Origin of the sequence: Methylobacterium sp. Leaf85, assembly GCF_001422125.1 — a bacterium.
In the GTDB taxonomy this organism is placed as follows: domain Bacteria; phylum Pseudomonadota; class Alphaproteobacteria; order Rhizobiales; family Beijerinckiaceae; genus Methylobacterium; species Methylobacterium bullatum.
Genome location: NZ_LMME01000030.1, coordinates 321049 through 339428 on the forward strand (window position 1 = coordinate 321049; position 18380 = coordinate 339428).

The 18380-nt window shown below is 65.4% G+C and carries 15 protein-coding genes; 9 read left to right on the top strand and 6 right to left on the bottom strand.

What is annotated here, in order from left to right; genetic code table 11:
* Nucleotides 1-124 precede the first annotated feature (124 nt).
* From ASF08_RS16150 to ASF08_RS16170, 5 genes are all read right to left on the bottom strand, one after another.
* Nucleotides 125-1129 (bottom strand): SLAC1 anion channel family protein, encoded by a 1005-nt coding sequence (locus ASF08_RS16150; RefSeq protein WP_056147199.1) that lies wholly within the window; start codon nucleotides 1127-1129, stop codon nucleotides 125-127.
* Between the two features lie 63 nt (nucleotides 1130-1192).
* A complete protein-coding gene (locus ASF08_RS16155) occupies nucleotides 1193-3442 on the bottom strand; it encodes a xanthine dehydrogenase family protein molybdopterin-binding subunit (RefSeq protein WP_056147094.1) in 2250 nt (749 codons plus the stop codon).
* Nucleotides 3443-3457: 15 nt separating this feature from the next.
* Nucleotides 3458-3904 carry a (2Fe-2S)-binding protein gene (locus ASF08_RS16160; RefSeq protein WP_056147096.1) on the bottom strand — a complete coding sequence of 149 codons (447 nt, stop codon included), beginning with the start codon at nucleotides 3902-3904 and terminating at the stop codon, nucleotides 3458-3460.
* 104 nt (nucleotides 3905-4008) lie between these two features.
* Nucleotides 4009-4956 carry a GlxA family transcriptional regulator gene (locus ASF08_RS16165; protein ID WP_056147097.1) on the bottom strand — a complete coding sequence of 316 codons (948 nt, stop codon included), beginning with the start codon at nucleotides 4954-4956 and terminating at the stop codon, nucleotides 4009-4011.
* Between the two features lie 190 nt (nucleotides 4957-5146).
* Nucleotides 5147-5941 (bottom strand): SDR family NAD(P)-dependent oxidoreductase, encoded by a 795-nt coding sequence (locus tag ASF08_RS16170; protein WP_056147099.1) that lies wholly within the window; start codon nucleotides 5939-5941, stop codon nucleotides 5147-5149.
* Nucleotides 5942-6060: 119 nt separating this feature from the next.
* Here ASF08_RS16170 and ASF08_RS16175 point away from each other — a divergent pair, with 119 nt between their 5' ends.
* Complete coding sequence (locus tag ASF08_RS16175) at nucleotides 6061-7035, top strand: GlxA family transcriptional regulator (RefSeq protein WP_056147202.1); 975 nt, start codon at nucleotides 6061-6063, stop codon at nucleotides 7033-7035.
* Between the two features lie 718 nt (nucleotides 7036-7753).
* Here the strand turns inward: ASF08_RS16175 and ASF08_RS16180 are convergent.
* Nucleotides 7754-8380, bottom strand: coding sequence for a hypothetical protein (locus ASF08_RS16180; protein WP_147830275.1), 627 nt, complete (start codon nucleotides 8378-8380; stop codon nucleotides 7754-7756).
* Nucleotides 8381-9353: 973 nt separating this feature from the next.
* On the opposite strand from ASF08_RS16180, the gene ASF08_RS16185 reads away from it, so the two are divergent.
* The 8 genes from ASF08_RS16185 to ASF08_RS16220 all read left to right on the top strand — a co-directional run bounded on the left by ASF08_RS16185 (nucleotide 9354) and on the right by ASF08_RS16220 (nucleotide 18287).
* Nucleotides 9354-10139: an ABC transporter ATP-binding protein gene (locus ASF08_RS16185; RefSeq protein WP_056147103.1), complete on the top strand. Its 786-nt coding sequence runs from the start codon at nucleotides 9354-9356 to the stop codon at nucleotides 10137-10139.
* 185 nt (nucleotides 10140-10324) lie between these two features.
* On the top strand, nucleotides 10325-11059 hold the full coding sequence (locus ASF08_RS16190; protein ID WP_238253674.1) for an ABC transporter permease: 735 nt from the start codon (nucleotides 10325-10327) through the stop codon (nucleotides 11057-11059).
* Nucleotides 11060-11172: 113 nt separating this feature from the next.
* Nucleotides 11173-12150 carry an ABC transporter substrate-binding protein gene (locus tag ASF08_RS16195; protein WP_056147106.1) on the top strand — a complete coding sequence of 326 codons (978 nt, stop codon included), beginning with the start codon at nucleotides 11173-11175 and terminating at the stop codon, nucleotides 12148-12150.
* A gap of 69 nt (nucleotides 12151-12219) precedes the next feature.
* Nucleotides 12220-13524, top strand: a complete 1305-nt coding sequence (locus tag ASF08_RS16200; RefSeq protein WP_056147109.1) for an amidase — start codon at nucleotides 12220-12222, stop codon at nucleotides 13522-13524.
* 33 nt (nucleotides 13525-13557) lie between these two features.
* The gene (locus tag ASF08_RS16205) at nucleotides 13558-14814 is read left to right on the top strand and encodes an amidase (RefSeq protein WP_056147111.1); all 1257 of its coding nucleotides are present in this window, start codon (nucleotides 13558-13560) and stop codon (nucleotides 14812-14814) included.
* 67 nt (nucleotides 14815-14881) lie between these two features.
* Nucleotides 14882-15688 (top strand): IS5 family transposase, encoded by an 807-nt coding sequence (locus ASF08_RS16210; protein WP_056147113.1) that lies wholly within the window; start codon nucleotides 14882-14884, stop codon nucleotides 15686-15688.
* Between the two features lie 596 nt (nucleotides 15689-16284).
* Nucleotides 16285-17586, top strand: coding sequence for a sensor histidine kinase (locus ASF08_RS16215; protein WP_238253673.1), 1302 nt, complete (start codon nucleotides 16285-16287; stop codon nucleotides 17584-17586).
* On the top strand, nucleotides 17583-18287 hold the full coding sequence (locus tag ASF08_RS16220; RefSeq protein WP_056147119.1) for a response regulator: 705 nt from the start codon (nucleotides 17583-17585) through the stop codon (nucleotides 18285-18287). Before ASF08_RS16215 ends, ASF08_RS16220 begins: the two co-directional genes overlap by 4 nt.
* The last annotated feature ends 93 nt before the right edge of the window (nucleotides 18288-18380 follow it).

An 18380-nucleotide genomic window follows, 5' to 3' on the forward strand; every position in this document is an offset into this window, starting at 1 on the left:
AGAATCGATCGCGCATCTTCGTCCGGCAAGACGTGCGATCTTGCGACGGGTACCACACCGGTCCGCCTGCGCCTCGGCCCTCGAACAGTCTCCTCCGCGTTTGCCGGCCGACGGAGTACGTGCATCAACCGGCGAGCTGACGGAGTTCGCCCCGGGCAATGCCGACGAGTGTGCGCATCGCGAGACCGGCGACGATCACCGTGGCAAGGCCGAGCAGCAGCAGCGCCAGCGCATCCGCGGCGATTGCCTGAGCATGCCCCGCATAACGTAACGCTGCTACCGCCATGGCGGCGATCGGGAAGCTCACAGCCCACCACGAGATCCGGAACGGGCAGCACCGCGGCAGATCGCGCAGTCGGCCCACAAGTACGGCGAAGACGAACAGGGCGATGAGGAAAAGTGCCTCCGCGAAAGCGTCGACCCGGCCGAACGTCGCGACATAGCTAGAGAAACCGACCGCGAAGGGGGCCACGAGGATCATCAGAGTGGGCCGCTGGGCCGGGACCAGGGGCTCCTCGAACACCAGTCGGGCAAAAACCAGGGTGAAGAGGGGGACAGCAAAGAACAACCCGATGCTCAATGAGAACATCATCAGGGTCTGAGTATGCGGCAGTCCGAGCGCCGGCCCCGCCAGTGGCACGTCGAGAAGGCCGACCACCGGCACGATCCAAGCCGGCGTCGCGTGAGCGAGTTGGTGCCGGCTGCCCATCCAGCGGCTGACGATCAGGAAGGCGAACAGGATCATCCCGCCGGCGCCGAGTATCCAGGCCGCCGCCGCCAGGAACGGGCTGAGTGGCTGGAGCACGAGGGGTAGCAGGAGCAGGCTGATCAGCACCGTCCCGAAGAGGTTCCCGACGATCGGGTGCCGGAACTCGCTCTGGACGCTCGTCCACGCGGTCACCGCCTTGGCGCCGTAAGCCACTGCCAGGAGGCCGAATACGGCGAGCGCGCTCCAGCCGATCCCATCGCCGATGACCCGGGGCAGACCATACCGGGCGCTTGCCAGCCGCCATCCGATGCTGAGCCCCGTCAGTCCCATCACGGAACCGAACAAGCTCACCGGCAGGTAATCGAACAGAGGTTTGCGCGCCGCGGAGGCAAGCCGCAGGTCGTCTGCGGCAACAGGCATTGTCATCGCCGCGCTTTCTCCATGCAGGCCCCCGGGGTGACATCCGACGTGAAGCGATCGGGATCAGGCACCGGACAACCGGGATTTCGCGAGTGGCAGGCTGCGGATGCGCTGCCCCGTCAGCATCGCGACGGCGTTGACCACGGCCGGGGGTACGCCGGGCAGCCCCGGTTCACCGATCCCACCCATCGGCGCCCCGCTTTCGACGATGGCGACATGGACGCGCGGCATGCGCTCGCGGTCGAGGATGGGATAGGCATCGAAGTTGCGCGCCTGACGCTGCCCGTCCTCGTAGACGACCTGCTCCAGGAGCGTCGAGGAAAGCCCGAGGGCGGCCGCGCCCTCCACCTGCCGCTTAACGATGGCGGGGTTGACCACGCTGCCGGGATCAATGGCGATCCAGAGGTCATGCACCCGCGCTTCGCCGTCCTTCAGCGAGACTTCGGCAATGGTCGCCGTCTCGGAACCAAAGGGCGATGCCATGGAGACACCGCGCGCCCGACGCGTCCCGTCCGCCGCCTGGAACGTCCCGCCCTTCCAGCCACCGGCCAGATCGGCGACGGCCCGAAGAAGGGTCCGGTGGCGTGGACTGTCCTTCAGAAGCGCCATGCGGAGCGCGAACGGGTCTTTGGCTCCGGCAGCCGCAATCTCGTCGAGGAAGCTTTCGTAGAAAAAGTCGTTCATTGAATGACCGACCGAGCGCCAGAAGGCGATCGTGACCGGGTGCGGCACCTTTACATAATCGAGTCGCCGGTTGGGAATGGCGTATGGTTTCTTGTCCAGACCTTCCACGACAGACGAATCCACCGGCGACTTGAACAGGGAACCGAACCAGCGTCCGATAGGCCCTTCGCCCACCGCCGTCGTTTGCAGAGCTACAGGCATCCCGTCGCTGCCGAGAGCCGCGCGGAATCGGGCGAAGCTCAAGGGACGCACCGCATCCATGCCGAACTCCTCCTCTCGCGACCACAGCACCCGAACCGGGCGCCCGGTCGCCTTGGCGAGTAGGATCGCCTGTGGAAACGGATTGGCGGGCCCGTAGTAGAAATGGCGCCCGAAGAAACCGCCGAGCATCGGCGAGTGGATGCGCACCTGCGCCGGCTGAACTCCCGCCGTTCCGGCCGCGACCTGTTGGAAGAGTTCCGGCATCTGGTTGGGCAGCCATAGGTCGAGGCTGCCATCCGCCTCGAACCGGGCGATGGCCGAGGGGGGCTCAAGCTGGGCATGCGCGAGGTAGGGCGCATCATATTCCGCCTCGATGACCTTCGCTGCCGAAGCGAAGGCGCCCGTCACATCGCCGTCCTGCTCGGCGGCGATGCCGGGCTCTGTCGTGGATTTCAGGGCTGCGAGCATTGCAGCCGACGAGAAGGATTGAGAGACCGTGGCGATCCCGTCCCGAGCGGGGCTCGTCCAGGTCACCTGCAACGCCTCCGCGCCCTTGCGTGCCCGCCACCAGGAGTCCGCCACGACCGCCACCGCGCCGGGCAGGCGATGAACCGAGTCGATGCCGGGCATCGCACGGATGTCGCCCTCGTTGGCGATGGTCTCGGGCTCCGTGCCGAGATGCGGAGCGTGCTGGATCGCCGCGTGGAGCATCCCGTCGAGGCGGATGTCGATCGCGTAGACCGCCCGGCCGGTGGATTTGTCCCGCATATCGAGCCGCGCGACCGGCTTGCCGATCCATCGGAAGCTCTCGGGGTCCTTAAGCACTACGTCGTCCCGTGGCTGGAGGGCGAGCGCGGCGGAGGCGAGTTCGCCGTAGCCGAGCGACCGACCGGAGGCGGCGTGGATCACCCGGCCGTCATCGGTGGCGAGTTGACCCTGCGGGACGCCGAGCTTGGCCGCCGCGGAACGCAGCATCATCTCGCGGGCCGTGGCGCCCAGGCGCCGCATGGCCGCGTAGCTGGAACGGGTCGAAAAGCTTCCCCCCGTCATGCGCAAACCGTTGACGACGGCGTAATCGGGGCCGGGTGGCGCGCATTCGACGGCAAAGCGCGCCGGGTCGAGGTCGAACTCCTCGCCGATGGTCTGAGCCAGGCCGGTATTGATGCCTTGGCCGCCCTCCACGAAGGGGCTCAACAGGCGCACCGTACCGTCAGGCCGCATCTCCAGAAAGGCCGCGACCCGCGTGCCGGGCTTGGGCGCGATGGCGGCCGCACCCTCGGGCCGCTCCCCGGCCCCCACGGGGTCGGGACCAAGGTTGACGCCGAGCACGAGTGCACCGGTGGCGGCACTGAGAAAGTTTCGCCGCGACAGGTTCCGGATAGGCTCGCGGCGGCCAGCGGTCGGCCACGAGGGCGTGAGATGGTTCATGGTGCCATCCCCCACTTAGGCCGCGGCCTGCCGCACAGCGGCGGCAATGGCATTATAGGTACCGCAGCGGCAGAGATTGGTCATCGCCGAAGCGATATCGTCCTCGGTCGGTTTCGGTGTCCCCTTTAGGAGGCCGGTCGCCGCCATGACCTGGCCCGACTGGCAGTAGCCGCATTGCGGCACCTCGATGCCGATCCAGGCCGCGACGACCTTGGCGCCCACGGGATCCTGCTCGATCGCCTCGATGGTGGTGATGCTCTGCGTCCCGACGCTTTCCAGCGGGATCTGACAGGAGCGCGTCGCTTGTCCGTCGAGGAGGACCGTACAGGCTCCGCACTGACCGATACCGCAGCCGTACTTGGTGCCGCTTAATCCGAGGGTGTCGCGCAGGACGAAAAGCAACGGCGTCTCGGGCTCGGCTTCGACAGCATGTGGGCGGCCATTGACCGTTAGCTTCACCATGGCCGCTTCACTCCGAAAGGTTCGCTCGACACTGCATCATGTATAAATCTGACTAGCACCGTCGCAAACGTCATAAACGCAGCGTTTTCGGACATGCAGCGGCTTCACGCGGCGTGCTTGTCTCGCAGAAGACTCTGCCGAATCTCCTGCGGGGTCTGCCCGTAGACCCGCAGGAAGGCACGGCGCATCCGCTCCCTGTCGGCAAAACCGGATTCCGCGGCGACCACATCGAGGGAGTGCCGGCTCCGCACCAGCAGAACCCGAGCGGCATCGGCACGCAGGCGCTCGATGACCTTGGCCGGCGACAGGCCGAACTCCGCCTGGACCGCTCGGTTGAACTGCCGGGGCGAGAGGCGGGCGGCATCGGCGAAGCGGGCCACGCTTAGCGGTTCTCGCAGATGGCCGCGCGCGAACAAAAAGGCCCGCTGAATCCGATCGGATTTGGGCTCCAAGTCTAGGAGATTGGAAGCCTGTGGCTGACCGCCGGAGCGCCGGCGATCGAGGAGCATCCGGCGGGCGACCTCGCGGGCCGCCCCCGGCCCGAGGTCGTCTTCGACCAAAGCTAGGGCCATGTCGATGGAGGCCGTCATGCCGGCCGAGGTCCAAATCGCCCCATCCCGAACGTAGAGCTGGTCGGTCTCCACCCGTAGGTCGGGAAAGCGCAACGCCAGTTCCGCATTGTCGCGCCAATGGGCCGTCACCCGACGGCCCGCAAGAAGGCCCGCCTCCGCCAACACGAAGCTGCCACGGCAGAAGGATGCGACACGCCGCGCCTGCCCGGCTACCCGGCACACGAACCCGAGGAGGATCGCTGAACCCGCACCCGCGCCCGTGGAGGCTCCGACGATGAAGGTGTCAAACGCCGCCTCACCGGGCGTTTCGGTCATCACGGCAAAGCCCGCATTCGTCTGAACCGGACCGCCCGCTTCAGAGATGAGATGCAGGTCGTAGACGGGTTCGCCGGCAACGTTGTTCGCGACCTGGAACACCGCCATGGCCGAGAGCGACATCAGCTTCAGCTCTGGGATCGCTAGAACGCCGATGGTCAGCACGGCCTTCTCCCTGCGTCGAGTTTCACAGAAGTATTCAGTGAGATTAACAGATTTCGCAGAGGCAGTCTTCGATTCGGGACAGAGACCAGCTTCGCGACAAAGATCTCGCCTGCCCCGTGCTGGCGGTCCGACTTGAACCTGCTGCACTCGGGGCCGCGAAGTCCAGGTCGGCCATTCTGCGTAAGGCGGCTCAACTGGCCCGATAACGGTCGGCCACCACGGCGCTCGACAGGTGTGGCAGCATCGCTTGGCGAGCGGCCTCCCAGGTCTCCCATTCGGCCCCCTCCATCAGCGATGGAACAGTGGCGAACTCGCCCCGGTCGAGGCCGACTAGCGCCGCGTCCACGAGATCGGCCGCAGACATGACCCACCCCTCGGGAAGGTTGCTGGACGGCAGCCCGGCGATGTCCCAGAACTCCGTGCCGGTCGCCCCCGGAAGGACGACCTGCACGGCCACCCCAGTGCCGGCGAGTTCCTTGAGCAGTGACTGACTGAAGGCGAGGACGAAGGATTTCGTGCCGCCATAAACGCCGTTGAGGACCTCCGGGCCAATGGCGACGATCGAGGCGATATTGATGATCGTGCCGCTGCCGCGCGCTGTGAAACGTGGCACGGCCGCGTAGGTCAGACGCATCGGGGCCGTGACGTTGATCGCAATCATCTGCTCCATCTCGTCCACTGAGGCGGACGCCAGGGGCGCGGCGCTGCCGAAGCCGGCATTGTTGACCAGATGAGTGATGCTCGCATCTGTCTTCAGGATCGCTTCGACTTCTCGGCGTCCCTCCGCGCCCGCCAAGTCGGCCGCGACGACTCGGACCGTGATTCCATGGCGACCCGACAGTGTGTCCGCGACCGCATCGAGCCTCGCCCTGTTGCGTGCGACTAGGATGAGATCGTGGCCGCGCGCAGCGAAGCGGTCGGCGTAGACCGCACCGATGCCCGAGGAGGCTCCGGTGATGAGCACGGTTCCGGGCTGGTTACTCATGGTCCTAGTCCTTCGTAATACGCCGCTGGCTGTTTGCGACGGCACAACACTACGACTGGACGGCGATGTCTGAAATGACGTAAAAGCGTCAATTCAGGACATAAACGGTGGTGGTTTCGTTGCCAGAGGTCGGCTTCATTCTTGAGGACGGGTTCCAAGTCATGGGACTGGCCGCGCTATCGGCCTTCGAGTTCACCAACGTGGAACTCGGATACGAGGCCTACCGCCTGACAGTGATGTCCGAGTGTGGTGGAACGATCCGGTCGTCGCTGGGCATCCGAGTCGAGACGGTTCCTCTCACCGTCGCACCGGACACCTTGATGATCGTCGGCGAGCTGCTTCCCCGCCCCATCACGCCTTCCCTGCGCAGCTACATCGCCGAGGCGGGTCAGACGTCCCGACGCGTCGCGGGACTGTGCACAGGAGCATTCGCGTTGGCCGAGGCGGGATTGCTCGACGGCCGTTCCGCGACCACGCATTGGGCCCATGCCAGGGACTTACAGGCCCGGTTTCCCCGCGTCCGCGTCGACGAAGACCGCATCTTCGTCTCCGACGGACCCATCTGGACATCCGCCGGGATGAGCGCGGCCATCGACCTGACACTCGCCCTGATCGAAGACGATCACGCCGCGGACCTGTCGCGGATGGTGGCGCGCAAGCTCGTCGTCTACCACCGCCGCCCGGGCGGCCAGTCCCAGTTCTCGGCGCTCCTCGAATTGGAGCCCCGCTCCGGCCGCGTCCGCCGCGCGCTCGTTTACGCCCGAGAGCATCTGGCCAATCCGTTGACCGTCGAGGAGCTCGCTGACGCCGCGAGCTTAAGTCCCCGACAATTCAGCAGGATCTTTCGCGAGGAGACCGGACAGTCCCCAGCCAAGGCCGTAGAGCGTCTCCGCCTGGAGGCTGCGCAACGCATGCTCGAAGACGGACGCCATGCGATGGATGTCGTTGCCCGCGACACAGGCTTTGCCGATCGCAATCGGATGCGGCGGGCTTTCCTGCGCATGTTCGGTCAAACGCCGCAGAGCTTGCGTCGCGGCACGCGCGTCATAGAGCCGTCCTATACAAACTTACAGGCAATCAAGATAACGGAATGAGCGGCCAAGTGGTGTCTCATTTTGAATTTGGCTTCGATCATTCGACTGCAGTCTCAGGCTCGGATGGTGGTCGAATTTGAAACGGCGAGAGGAACCACAAAAAGGCTTTGCTCGGGCTGGGAGTGTGCCAATAGCCCTCCCACTTCGCTGCGTGGCCGTGGTTTGACACTGCCATGGAGCATTGGGCAAGCCGAAGGCCAGATTATGCGTCTCAAGCTCTTGAAGCGCGCAATGTACGGCCGCGCCAATCTCGACCTCCTACGACGACGGTTCCTCCTCGCAGCCTAATTGACCAAACTCGGCAAAGAGCCGCAAACTGGTCCACTCTGAGCGCCAGTTCTTCGGGTATCCTGAACCCTGAAGGAGGGGGGATACCATGCCTCGCAAACGCTTCACGAATGAGCGGTCCGAGGCCCCCGGTCCCGAAAAGAAGCGCGCTGGTCGTTCGCGCAAGGCTGTCGCTGCCTGAGTGAGCCCTGGACGGCACTGTTCGCGGTCTAGGCCGATTGTGAAGTGGGAAGGCGAGCTTAGCCCCGCCGCCCCAATCTGATCACGAGGCCGGCGGGGTGGGTCGTCCATTTTACGTGTGAGCCGGTACGCAACTTGGCTCACCGGCAGAATAGGCGGCAGCGATGCGTGAGACGGCGGGTTCGCTTGGCCAGCCATCCCGGCCGACGCGCTTCATGCCCATTCTGTTAGACGCGAGTAGCCTAAGACCTCAGCGACCCGGCGCCGTACCAGGTGCTCCGGGGGCTCCGCCCGGTGTCGCCATGGCGGTGTAGCCCGAAGGAACCTTCAGCCGCGCCGCCTCTACCGGGCCGTAGGCTACCTGTGTCGCTTCCATGACCGTTGTCGGTGTACCGCCCGGTGGCGTGGTCGTCGTCCGCAGCAGAACCCCATCCTCCGTGATGCAAGACGTCCCCCGCCCCGGCCCGGCGGCGACCTCCCACTCCGTGCACGCCGTGCCGGCTACCGTGGCCGTCCCTTTGCGCGTGAAAGTCGCCCCCGGTGGCACGCCTTGCGTCATAGCCGCCACCGTCGCCGGTGGCATCGCCATCGTTGCCCGCTGTGCGTCCATCACCATCACGGCTGTGTTCGCCTTCCGGTCTACCAACATCCATCCCATCCCGCCGGGCGGGTCGATCCGCTGCTTGCCGTCGCTGGCCGAGAACGCCATCTGCATCCCCTGCGGCGGTGCTGCCGTCCCTGGTACGCCGGCCATGCCCGGGGCGTTCATGCGGTAGGTGACCGTGACGTCGCGCGTTGGTTGCAGATTCGCCGGTTGGGCGAGGGCGGGCTGCGCGACAAGCGCAAGGGAGGCCATTGCGGTTAGAAGACGAATCATGAGGTTCCTTTCTGCTTCGAAGGCGCGGAAACTGGCCCGATCAGCCAAGCTTGTCCATGGGTTGGCATTCCCGGATGGTAGCGCTCATCAGCATGCGCACGATGGCAATGCACTTCTCGGCACATCCGTTCGTCGGGCGAGGTACTAACGCGTCGAGGCTTCCATGGCGCTTCGGTTGCCTGCTGTCGGCCAACCGGCAACCCTGCCCCGGCGTCGCATCGCCCCCAGCGCGCTCATCGCCGGCATTTATAGCGCGCCATAGTCACACTATATCAGGTAATATGTGGCGACAGATTTCAACGAGCATCCGATATTATCAGTAATTACAATAAAAAAACGATCTTCGAATAAAAATTTACCTTTCTATTATTGCGGTCATGCCCGGGCATACACGTCCTTCTATCGTCGGCACGAGCCTAGACACGCACCAGCAGCGCCGGTGCCCTGGACGGGAACGACGCCGCCGGATGGTCGGGACAGGTGGGGACCTGGAACGGGCATTCGGATCTCGTGCGAGCCTCCTTCGTGACGATGCTTCGCCAGCCCTTTGCCTCCCTCTGGACAGGGAAATGCTCCACCGCAGCCTCCGACGGCTGCGACGGGGCTTCACGAGGGATCGGCGGACCAGCCCGAAGACAGCCTGGAAGGCCCCGGCGGTCGACCCGGAGCGACTCAACAAGGAGGGATGCCTCCTCCTGACGCGCCCCTCCGTCTTTCCCCACATGCCGACCCGGCAACCTTCCGTGCCAATGCGGCCGACTTGTTCGAGGCCATCGCCAAGGGGAAGTCAGCCTCGACATCGGAGGCCGCTTCAAGCTGGCCAACGTCGTGGAGGCCCACGTCGCGGCGGAGGAGCGTCAATTTGGCGGCGCCTTGCTGATCTCTCCATAGGCGGTGACCCAGTCAGTCATCTGTATCCATAATTCTGCTGGCCTGAAGTTTGCTGGGGTCGCCCTGCACACACGGAGGGTTCATGACGGCTCCTGGGGTTCAACTCCGCCTGGACGGTATCCGCAAATCCTTTCCCGGCAAGGGCGGGCCAGTGCCGGTGCTTGATGGGCTCAGCTTCGATATTTACGAGCGCGACTTCGTCAGCATCATCGGCCCGAGCGGCTGTGGCAAGACGACAGTGTTCAACGTCATCGCCGGACTTCTCGAGCCCGATAGCGGCACAATGACGTTTCGCGGCGAGGTGGTGCCGGGGCTGCAGGGCCGGGTCGGCTACATGATGCAGAAAGACCTCCTGTTTCCCTGGCGGACGGTCTTGCAGAACGTGATGCTCGGCCTGGAGATGAAGGGCGTCGACCGCGCCCAGGCCCTCGATACGGCCCGCGAGTACCTCTCGACCTTCGGCCTGTCGGGGTTCGAGAATGCCTACCCCAAGATGTTGTCCGGAGGCATGCGGCAGCGGACCGCCCTGATCCGGACCCTGATCATGGATCCCGACATCCTGCTCTTGGATGAACCCTTCTCGGCTCTCGACTACCAGACGCGGCTCTACCTCGAAGGCGTTCTCCTCGACGCCGTGGAGACCTTCCACAAGACCGTCGTCCTGGTGACGCACGACATCGATGAGGCCGTCGCTCTGTCGAAGCGCGTCGTCGTCCTGGGCAATCGCCCTACCAAGGTGAAGTCCGTTCACGAGATCGGGCTCGATGCCCGTTCGCCGATCGGCGCGCGCAGCGATCCGCGCTTCTCCGACTATTTCCAAACCCTGTGTGGCGAACTCGAGATCCAGACCCGACAAAGGGCAGCCTGATGGCGACGCAGACATTAAAAACGTCGGAAGTCTTGCAGACCTCCCAAAATCCGAAGTCTTCCTCCGCAGCCTCAGTCCGACCCGCCAAGAAACCTGTTGCCCGGCGCCGCGCCAAGCCGGGCGCCTTTGCCCGGGCAGCCGATACGACACTCGGCCGAGGCGTCATCCAACTGCTGGCGGTCGCCGTGTTCTTTCTTGCGTGGGAGATCGCGGTCCGAGCCGGCTGGCTCACGGAATTCCTGGTGGGCGCGCCATCAGGCATCTGGCGGGTCTTTCTCGCCTCCATGCTGGACGGATCGCTGCCGGTCGACACCTGGTACACCGTGATCGAAGCGATCATCGGGTTCCTCATCGGAACGCTTCTGGGGTCGCTGGCTGGCCTCGGCCTGTGGTACTCGGCCTTCGTGGCGCGGCTCGTCGAGCCCTTTATCGTGGCGATCAACTCGGTGCCGAAGATCGCGTTGGCCCCGATCGTCATCCTGTGGTTCGGCACCGGCTTCGTCTCGAAGGTGGCGCTCGCGGTTTCTCTGACCGCTCTCGTCGCCCTCATCGCCGCCTATCAGGCCGCGCGGGACGCCGACCCCGACCTGCAGGCCCTGCTCGCCTCGATGGGCGCCTCGAAGAACCGCATCTTCAAGAGCGTGATCGTGCCCTCGACCCTGCCGGCCATCATCGGGATGTTCCGCATCAACATCGGCTTTGCTCTCGTAGGGGCGGTGGTCGGCGAGTTCATCTCGTCACAGCGCGGCCTCGGGCACCTGATATATTCGGCATCGAGCCTCTACGACCTCAATACTGTCTGGGTCGGATTGTTCGTGCTGATGTTCGTGGGCTTCCTCCTCTACCACGTCATCGATTTCGCCGAGCGTCGCATCCTGCCTTGGCGGCAGATCAACACCGCCGGCCAGGTTCAGGTTTGATCTTCCCCCCGTCGATGGGGGCGCCGGCATCAGGTGCAACTCTCGGCGCCCCCTGGGGCTAAGGCTCTCCAAACTCACCCATACCTAAACATTCCCGAAGAGGGCTCCCACGGATGATCCGTTCCAAGCATCTGCGTTTCTCGGCCTCCCTGGCAGCGACCCTGGGGTTTGCCAGTCTCGTGTCATTGCCTGCCCGTGCGGCGGACAAGGTCACGATCTCGCAAGCCTTCCAGTCGATGCTCTACCTGCCCTTCTACGTCGCCATGGATGGCGGCTTCTTCGCGGGCGAAGGCGTCGAAGTAACGAAGGAGACGGCGGGCGCGCCTGCCGTGGCGCTCTCGGCCGTGATCTCAAAGAGCGCGCAGTACTCGATCCACGGCCCCGAATGGACCGCCATCGCCGCCTCGAAGGGCGCGCCGGTCAACGTGGTGGCGAACGTGGTCAACGGAGCCGCAGTCTGGATCGCGACCGCTCCCGACGTGACCTTCAACGATGTGAAGGACCTGAAGGGTCAGAAGATCGTCACCGGGCTGATGCCGACCACCAGCACATCGCTGTTCCTGAAGCTCCTGAAGGAGAACGGACTGAAACCCGAGGACGTCGAGATGACCCAGGTCCAGCTCGGCTCCGAGCCGGGGCCGCTCCTCGCCGGCCAAGCCAAGATCGCGGTCATGTACGAGCCCGGCCTCGACCAGGTGGTGGCCAAGGGCATGAAGGTCGTGCTGGGCTTTCCAGAGCGCTACGGCCCCTACGCCTTCTCCTCCGTGAGCGCCCGCAAGGACGTCGATCCGGCCATCACCCAGAAAGTCGTCACCGGGATGCAGAAGGCGATCCGCTTCATGCATGCCGAGCCCGAGAAGACCATCGCCATCGCCAAGAAGCAGTTCCCCAACCTCGACCCCGCCGTCGTCGAAGCCGCGGTCAAACGCATGATGCGGGAGAAGGTCTATCCCGACAGCGTCGACATCTCCGCCGAGGCCCTGAAAACCGGCATGGAGACCCAGGTGGCACTGGGCAACCTCTCGGCCCTGCCCGACTACGCCACCTTCGTGCGCCGCGACTTCATCGAGAAGAGCCTCGCGGCGAACTGAGGCCGGAAACGTCCGAACGCTACGCCGCATCGGCGCGGCGTTCGGTTCCGCAAGACAACGGACTCGTTGATGCTCAACCACCTCGGTCTCGTCGACGCCCTGCGGGCGTTTCGCGATGGACACGTGTCCCCCGGCGATTACCTCGCGGCCTGCCATGATGCAGCCCGGGCGCGCTCGGATCTTTCCGCCTTCACCGTCCTCGCGGCGGATCCCGCGCCGGGAGACGGTGCCTGGGAGGGCATCCCCGTCGGGGTGAAGGACATCATCGCCACCGCCGACATGCCAACCACGAACGGCTCGCCCGTCTATGCCGACCACGTGCCCGCCGCGGATGCCTGGATCGTCGCTCGCCTGAAGTCCCTCGGGGCCTCCGTACTGGGCAAGACGGTCTCGACAGAATTCGCTTGGCGTCACCCGGGGCCGACGCACAATCCATGGAGGCGCGGGCACACGCCGGGCGGCTCGTCGAGCGGCTCGGCCGCTGCCGTAGCGGCCGGGATCGTTCCCCTGGCGCTCGGTACCCAGACCTTCGGATCGGTGATCCGGCCGGCCGCCTATTGCGGGGTCGTCGGCCTCAAGCCGAGCTACGGCGCAATTCCGAGGATCGGCGTTCACCCGCTGGCCTCCTCCCTCGACCATGTCGGCCTGTTCACCCGCTCGGTCACGGATGCCGCCTTCGCCCTGGCGCGTCTGATCGGCCGCGACGAGGCGGACCTGCACGGCCGCCCATTGCCGGGCTTTTCCATCGACCTCGACACGGGATTGTCCCCCTGCGAGGCGCCGCGCCTGGCGCTGGTTCAGACCACGATCTGGGACAGGGCCGAACCGGAGCAGCGCGCGCTGCTCGACTCCGCGACGACAGCTTTCCGAACGGCCGGAGCCCATGTGTCCAACCTCGTGCTCCCCGCCGCGTTCGAAGTCCTGTGGGACTGCGCGCGCACTCTCCTCGCCGTCGAGGCGAGCGTCTGCTTCGGATCGCTGGTGGAGCGCTTTCCAGACCGGACGAGCCAGCCGCTCAAGGATCTCGTGGCGGAGGGGGCGCGGATCCCGGCCGTGGCCTACGTGGAAGCGCGTCGGCGGCAGGCCGATCTGCGGGCGGACTTCGATAGGGTGCTGGCAGGCTACGATGCAGTCCTGACCCTGCCCGCCGCCGGTCCCGCCCCGGAAGGGCTGGCCTCGACCGGTGACCCCGCCTTCTGCGTCCCCTGGACCTGCCTCGGCGTGCCGGCGGTCGCTCTTCCGGCTGGGGAGAGCCGAGGGCTTCCGCTCGGGATCCAGCTCGTCGGCACATACCGCAACGATCTGGCGTTGCTCCGCACGGCGCGCTGGTGCGAGACGGTTCTCGCACGTCCGATCACCTTTCCTGCCTCCTGAAGCCGCACGCCGCCATCATCGGGACGCTGCCCCATGCTTTCCCTACTGTCGCTGCGCAAGCAGATCGATGCCGGCTCGCTCACCCCACGTGAGGCCATCGCCCTCTCCACAGCTGCGATCGCCGAGCACGAGCCTGAGATCCAGGCGCTGGTGAGCCGTAATCCCGTTCCGTTCGTGGCGGAGCAGGGGCCTCTCGCGGGCATTGCGGTGGGAGTGAAGGACATCCTCGACACGGCCGACCTGCCGACGCAGATGGGATCGCCGATCTATGAAGGCTGGCGCCCGCGCGCCGATGCAGCCGCGGTGGCGCGCCTGAGGCGGCTCGGCGCTGTGCCTTTGGCCAAGACCACCACGACGGCCTTCGCCTTCCTTGACCCGACCCAAACCCGCAATCCGCGCCATCCCGGCCATACGCCGGGCGGTTCATCGGCGGGTTCGGCCGCGGCCGTGTCGGCGGGGATGCTGCCGCTGGCCCTCGGTACGCAGACCGGAGGCTCCGTCATCAGGCCGGCTGCCTATTGCGGCGTGGTGGGGATGAAACCGTCCTTCGGGCTCCTACCCACGGTGGGCATGAAGTGCTTTTCCTGGACGCTCGACACGCTGGGCCTGTTCACGGCGGGCGTCGCGGATGCCGCCCTCGCCCTCGCGCAGATGACAGGGCGTCCCGGCATCGACCTTCCCACAACCAATCCGGGTACACCGCGGATTGGTGTCGTCCTGCAAGATTTCTGTGCTGATGCGGAGCCCGAAGCGCTGGATGCCCTCGAACGCGTGCGTGCCGCCGCCGAGGCCATAGGATCCCGCGTGTGTGACGTGGTCCTGCCGGCGGTGTTCGCCGAAGCCTTCGGGTTTCATGGTACAATCCAGGATTTCGAAGCGGCCCAAGCGCTCAATTGGGAATACGCCACGCATCGTGCGAACCTCGGCCCACTTCTAAGAGCGCATCTCGATGACGCGCAGAACGTGTCGCCGAATTCATACGATGCGTCCTTGAAGGTTGCGGGTCGCGCCCGGCGGCAATTGCCCGATCAGTTCGCCGAGCATGATCTGGACGTGATCCTGACGCTCTCAGCCCCCGGCCCGGCGCCGGAAGGGTATGCCAGCACGGGCGATTCCCGCTTCAACCGGCTCTGGACGCTGATGGGTGTTCCTTGCGTAACCGTGCCGGTGGGAAGCACCCCGACCGGGTTGCCGCTCGGTGTGCAGGTGATCGCCCGCCATGGCGACGATGCCCGAGCCCTCAAGGCCGCACACTTCGTTGAGACGTTGATGCGTGAGCAGAATCACTGATGCGAGCTATCGCGGCAAGCTAGAGGCTGTCGTGGACCTGGGCGGTCTGGAATCCAGATGAGGAGGCATGACCTCTTCGCGCCAAGCCTACCCGTCCGATGTTTCCGATGATGAATGGGTGCGCGGCGCACCGTACCTGACGCTGCTGCGCGAGGATGCGGGGCAGCGTGAGTCTTCGCTTCGCGAGGCGTTCAACGGATTGCGCTACGTGGTGAAGACGGGGGCACCCTGGCGATGGATGCCCCACGACCTCCCGCCCTGGGAAGCCGTCTACCAGCAGGCCCAGCGCTGGCTGACGGCAGGCTGCTTCGAGCAACTCGCCGACGATCTGCGTGCGCTCCTGCGCCTGGCCTCCGGGCGTTCTCCTGAGCCGAGCGCGGCCATCCTCGACAGCCGAACCTTGCGCTCGACGCCCGAAAGCGGCGAGCGGGCCGGCTACGATGGGGCCAAGCGCAAGAAGGGCTCGAAGGTCCATCTGGCCGTCGACACATTGGGCAATCTTCTGGCCCTTCACGTCACCCCCGCCGATGCCGACGACCGGGTCCAGGTCGGGCATCTGGCGCAAGCCGTGCAGGCCACCACCGGGGACAGCGTCGATCTCGGCTATGTCGACCAGGGCTATACAGGGGAAAAGCCGGCCAAGGCCGCCCGAGAACACGGCATCGAACTGGAGGTCGTCAAATTCCCTGAGGCCAAGCGTGGGTTCGTGCTGCTGCCGCGCCGCTGGGTCGTGGAGCGTTCCTTCGCCCGGGCGACGCGCTTCCGCCGCCTCGTCAAAGATTACGAGCGCTATCCCATCACACTTGCCGATCTCCACATGGTCGCCTTCGTCTGCCTCATGCTCAAACAGGTCGCTCGACTGACAAGCGGTTGATGACAACCTTCAGCACTAATTTGGCAAAAAAGTATTTTGACCTATATTTGCGCTACAGGCAGAAAAATAGCCTGAGCATTCTGCAATCTCAGGTGCCTCAAACCAGAGGATTTTGACGCGGTTTGAACCTCCACGAAGTTCCGTCATGGCTCTTCAGGCAAGAATGCCAAAGTAGTGCTAGCTCGACGCTTCGGGCATCACGACGAGCGAGCGACCGGTGGCGCGCCTCGGCGAAGCGGCCCATGCCAAACGGAAATGAACCTGGGCATTGTGGGGGCTGATCGACATCTGGGGCGTACCGTCGAGTAGCAACGCCGGCGTCATTCCGCCTTGCCACACGGCCGGAACGCCTGCGATCATTCGACAAAAGACTTGATTAGAGTGCGCCTCGCTTGGCAAAGCCCCCCTTCGCCAGCGTGCACGCAGCTGCGTAGTGTCGCTGCGCGCAGGAACAATAGGTTATGCGGATCGTCACGAGCGTTGTCCTGCAAGTGATTGCCATCGCGCTCCTCTGTCTAGCCTGTGCGGTCGTGTGGGTCGTTCTCGACGTAAACCGGACCATCGAAGCCGATGCGACTTCCTCGGCCGATCGGGTCGTGCGCGAGGTGCAAGAGTTTGGCTGGCGCGAGCTGACGTGGCGCGGAAGCGCGGGGCGCAACGCCAAATACGCGTTTCCGGACTGGCGCAGCTCCGATGTTCTGCGCGTCATCAGTCCGGGTTATTGCGTCACGATTACATGGCTCGACGAGACGCCGCGGCGCCTGTGCGGAAACGAAACGGAAGTGAGCCCCGAGCCGCCGGAAATCTTCGTCCGGCTCTACACCATGATCTTCGGCGAAAGCCGACCCGTCGAGCGGCATCTTCTCGTCAATCGGCGCAGCGTCGGGACCGTCTCGGCGGTCGCGGATCATGCCGCCGTTCTGCGCAAGGCCTGGCGTCAGGTGAGCGTCGAGTTCCTGATCGCGGCCACGATGTCGGGCGGTATCTGCCTCCTCGTCGTACTGGTGGTCGGACACGCCCTGATGCCCGCGGAGATCATCACCGGCGGATTGCGACGGCTCGAGACCGGCGACCTCACCGTGCGTTTGCCGGCGTTCCGGACACGCGAGTTCCAGCATATCGCGCGGGCCTTCAATGACCTGACGGGACGCCTGGCCCTCACGACGCAGCAGCGCGCGACGCTGACCAAGCGACTCTTCATCGTGCAGGAAGAAGAGCGCCGTTCGCTGGGCCGGGACTTGCACGATGAGTTCGGTCAATGCCTCACCGCGACCTCCGCTCTCGCGGGGGCCATCGCCGCCGGGACCCGCGGCGACCGTCCGGACATTGCCGAGGATGCCGGGGAGATCGGCGTCCTGACCGAGCGCATGATGCAGACGCTCCGCAACGCGCTCGCTCGCCTGAGGCCTCCCGAACTCACCGAAATGGGGTTGGTGCGTTGCCTCGATCATCTCGTCGCCACCTGGAACGCGCGCAGTTTCTCCCCCCAGGCCGCCTCCACCGCACCGTCGAGCGGGAGCGCCCGTCCGGTCTTCCGCCTCGACATCGTGGGTGATCCCGGAATCGTGCCCGAACCCGTGGCCCTGGCGCTCTATCGCATCGCGCAGGAGTGCCTTACCAACGCTGTCCGGCACGGGCGGCCGAGCGAGGTCAAGGTGAGGATCGTTTGCGCATCGGAGCCGGCGCGGGCCGTGTCGCTCATCGTCGAGGATGATGGCGGCGGGGATCCGGCCGACCTGACCGTGGGCGGCGGTCATGGGATCCTTGGCATCCGGGAGCGGGTGGTGGCCCTCGGCGGCGTCCTTTCCATCGGGGCGGCGCCAATGGGGATCCGGATCGAAGCCACGATTCCCTGCGCGGCCGGCTCTGTCGCATCCCATCTGGATCACCCGGCGTGAGCGGCCTCTCGATCATGCTCGTCGACGATCATCCCGTGGTGCGCGCCGGCTACCGCAAGTTCCTCGAGCGCCAGGGCAGCTACAGCGTGACGGCGGAGGCCGAGAACGCCATGGACGCCTACCGTCTCTATCGGACCAAGGGCCCCGACGTGGTGGTCATGGACATCAGCCTGCCGGGGGCCAGCGGCTTCGAGGCGATCCGGCTCATTCGCGGGTTCGACCGGACGGCCCGCATCCTCGTCTTCACCATGCACCAGGGCGCTCCCTTCGCCCTCAAGGCCTTCGAGGCCGGCGCCATGGGCTACGTGACGAAGAGCAGTCCCCCCATGGAGCTGATCACCGTCATGGAGGCGGTGGCCAAGGGCGAGCAGGCGGTGAGCGTCGATATCGCCCGGGAGATCGCCGCCGAGCGCCTGTCGGGCCGGACCTCGCCGCTCAAGGATCTCGGGCCGCGCGAAATCGAGGTTCTGGGCCTCGTCGCCTCGGGCCTCACCACGGAGGCCGTCGCGAATGCGCTGTCCCTCAGCCAGAAGACGATCCAGAACTACAATTCGGGCATCAAGGCGAAGCTCGGTCTCCAGACCGATGCCGAACTCGTCTGGTTCGCCATCGGTGCGGGGCTGCTGAAGACCCGCCAACCGCTCGAAGCCGAGGCAGCTTCGAGCGAGGCCTCCGAGGCGAACGAGCGCACGCGCGGATAGATCGGGAAAATATCCCAGCTCCGATCGGGACGGCCTCCCTACGCAAACCGCGTCTCTTAAGAGCTTAATGAGCGTGTCCGAGGCGGCCTTCAA

What these genes read in the sequence shown, in the direction of transcription:
- ASF08_RS16150 (WP_056147199.1), bottom strand. Translation starts at nt 1,129, where the DNA reads ATGCCTGTTGCCGCAGACGACCTGCGGCTTGCCTCCGCGGCGCGCAAA.
- ASF08_RS16155 (WP_056147094.1), bottom strand. Translation starts at nt 3,442, where the DNA reads ATGAACCATCTCACGCCCTCGTGGCCGACCGCTGGCCGCCGCGAGCCT.
- ASF08_RS16160 (WP_056147096.1), bottom strand. Translation starts at nt 3,904, where the DNA reads ATGGTGAAGCTAACGGTCAATGGCCGCCCACATGCTGTCGAAGCCGAG.
- ASF08_RS16170 (WP_056147099.1), bottom strand. Translation starts at nt 5,941, where the DNA reads ATGAGTAACCAGCCCGGAACCGTGCTCATCACCGGAGCCTCCTCGGGC.
- ASF08_RS16180 (WP_147830275.1), bottom strand. Translation starts at nt 8,380, where the DNA reads ATGATTCGTCTTCTAACCGCAATGGCCTCCCTTGCGCTTGTCGCGCAG.
- ASF08_RS16185 (WP_056147103.1), top strand. Translation starts at nt 9,354, where the DNA reads ATGACGGCTCCTGGGGTTCAACTCCGCCTGGACGGTATCCGCAAATCC.
- ASF08_RS16195 (WP_056147106.1), top strand. Translation starts at nt 11,173, where the DNA reads ATGATCCGTTCCAAGCATCTGCGTTTCTCGGCCTCCCTGGCAGCGACC.
- ASF08_RS16200 (WP_056147109.1), top strand. Translation starts at nt 12,220, where the DNA reads ATGCTCAACCACCTCGGTCTCGTCGACGCCCTGCGGGCGTTTCGCGAT.
- ASF08_RS16205 (WP_056147111.1), top strand. Translation starts at nt 13,558, where the DNA reads ATGCTTTCCCTACTGTCGCTGCGCAAGCAGATCGATGCCGGCTCGCTC.
- ASF08_RS16210 (WP_056147113.1), top strand. Translation starts at nt 14,882, where the DNA reads ATGACCTCTTCGCGCCAAGCCTACCCGTCCGATGTTTCCGATGATGAA.